This window comes from Tateyamaria sp. ANG-S1 (assembly GCF_000814025.1).
Taxonomy (GTDB): Bacteria; Pseudomonadota; Alphaproteobacteria; order Rhodobacterales; family Rhodobacteraceae; genus Tateyamaria.
On sequence record NZ_JWLL01000024.1, the window covers coordinates 1 to 1989 of the forward strand.

At 56.8% G+C, this 1989-nt stretch carries 2 protein-coding genes and 1 pseudogene; all 3 read left to right on the plus strand.

The window, feature by feature from the left end:
• A pseudogene (locus RA29_RS23500) lies at positions 1-317 on the plus strand (hypothetical protein); the annotation flags it as partial.
• Positions 318-344: 27 nt separating this feature from the next.
• The gene (locus RA29_RS21570) at positions 345-971 is read left to right on the plus strand and encodes a DUF6634 family protein (protein ID WP_039690013.1); all 627 of its coding nucleotides are present in this window, start codon (positions 345-347) and stop codon (positions 969-971) included.
• 94 nt (positions 972-1065) lie between these two features.
• Complete coding sequence (locus RA29_RS21575) at positions 1066-1860, plus strand: hypothetical protein (protein WP_039690015.1); 795 nt, start codon at positions 1066-1068, stop codon at positions 1858-1860.
• Positions 1861-1989 lie beyond the last annotated feature (129 nt).

Sequence of the window (1989 nt, forward strand, 5' to 3'; positions counted from 1 at the left end):
TGTCAGCCGGTGATTTGCGGGCGCTTCACCTGGAGCATCGGGCTTGGTTGGAAGGCGAACTTGCGCGCGACTATCCAGATTCTGAAGTGGGGCAGACGGTCGTAATTACGCATCATGGGCCGCACCCCTTGGTGGCTGGGCACATCGACAAGCTCACGGCAGCGTTTCATTCTGATTTGACGGATGTCCTAAGCGCCTATGACATTGACGCTTGGTTTTTTGGGCATTCTCACCGCCATGAACGGGCGAAGGTTGTGACCTTCGAAATATCTCGGTCGGCTACCCCGATAAACGATACAATCGTCTTGGCTACCTAGACCAAGCCTGTCTATGGGAGAGCCGCCGTGGACCCCAATGACGCCGATATCGAATGGATCCTCGAACTGCAGTCTCTGGCACCGCTCGACAGCAAATCATGGCTTGAACTTGGTTACATCGGGCGCGTGGCCATCAGCCCGGAACTGATGAACCTGTTCTGGGAACTGGGCGTTTCCCTCAAGGAAGCCGAACGAGGCGGCCAGTGGGTCATTCCGGCCGGTGAATGGGTGAGTGCCTATCACGGGGTAACCGAACAGCTCTATCAGCGCACGCGCTTGAGATCGCTGGAGTTGGCTGTCGAAGGCCCCAAGCCCGAGATGCTTGCGACGGCGCCTCGTCTCGAAAAGTGGATAACGGTACGAGAACGAGGAGATCTGGCCTCCGCTTTGGTCGGACATGTGAGCGGCCATCCTGTTCTTAGCAACAGATGGATCCGTACATCGGCATTGTGCGGTCTTGCTCCAGACCAGAGATGGGCGCGCACGAACTCTCGCTGGTATGTGCTCGGTCGAGCCGCGACACCGGAGCACCTGGCTCAGATCCTCGGGGCCAAAGCCAAGGGACTACAGGGCGCGGCCCTCCCGATCCATGAGGCGATTTCAAGAACAGAGCGTGCGCAAGCGCGGGAAGGCTTCCGGAATGACCCAGGATAAGCCAGACCAACCCTTGAGCCGCGCCCGGGCGCTGTGTCTGGATCTGACAGACCCTAGACTGTTTGATCTACCTGCGCGCCGTCGGGAAAACGCTTTGGCGCAGTCCGATGAACCCAAGACCTTCGGTGATCAGCTATGCCGACTCGCGGCAGAGACCGGGCTGCCGACTGTATTGATCACCGGCGGGCGGGAGATCGAGGGTCTCAAAGCTCTTGATGCGCCGCAGGGTCAGATTGAGACGCCAATGCTCACCCAAGAGATGATGCAATCGAGCGCGACATACGCGAAATACGAGGTGCTGCTGGCAAGAATGGGCATCAATCCGCCGGACCTGCTGTGCATCACCGATGAAGATCCGCAGGTCCTCAGTCGCCTCGGCTTGCGGACATGCCGCTTTGATGAGGCCGTGGATAAGCTGCGCACATATTCATTGCAGTTCAGACAAGGTGTGCTGTCCGGTTCGATCCCGGTCATGCCGGAGATCGTTCATACCACTCTTGTACCCCTTGATTTCGACCTGGGTTCAATGGCGGATCCGCATGACATTCTTGAACATGGGTATCGGGTCTTCGACCTGGTCCTGATGTGTGACACCTTTGTGCCTCTGGCCGGCTTCAAGGCGAAGTCGCTGATGAAGCTAGTTACCGGGTTCGCGCCGGTCATTCATGCGCAATCTGATAGGGCGGAAGGCGAGGTCTATGACTACGCCACCCGACTGGAAACGCTTTGGAATACGGGATGTCGGCGGACCATCTTTGTCTCACTAAGCGGTCAGGCTGATGTGTCGGCTCATATGTTTATGGACCTTGCCCGCTCCTTTGGTTTCGACGTCCAATTGCTGTCGTGGCGACAGCTGATCAAAGTCAGCGTTGCCGTAGGATACGCCTGAGTCGCCGATAGCCGACTTCCAGAAGTTGTACATCCTACAGGCTAACTCATTGTTATGTAGCGGTAGTAGAATGGTAGGTGAAAGCGCTCCGCCAAATCAGTTCACAACTTATAGGTTTTATTATGTGAA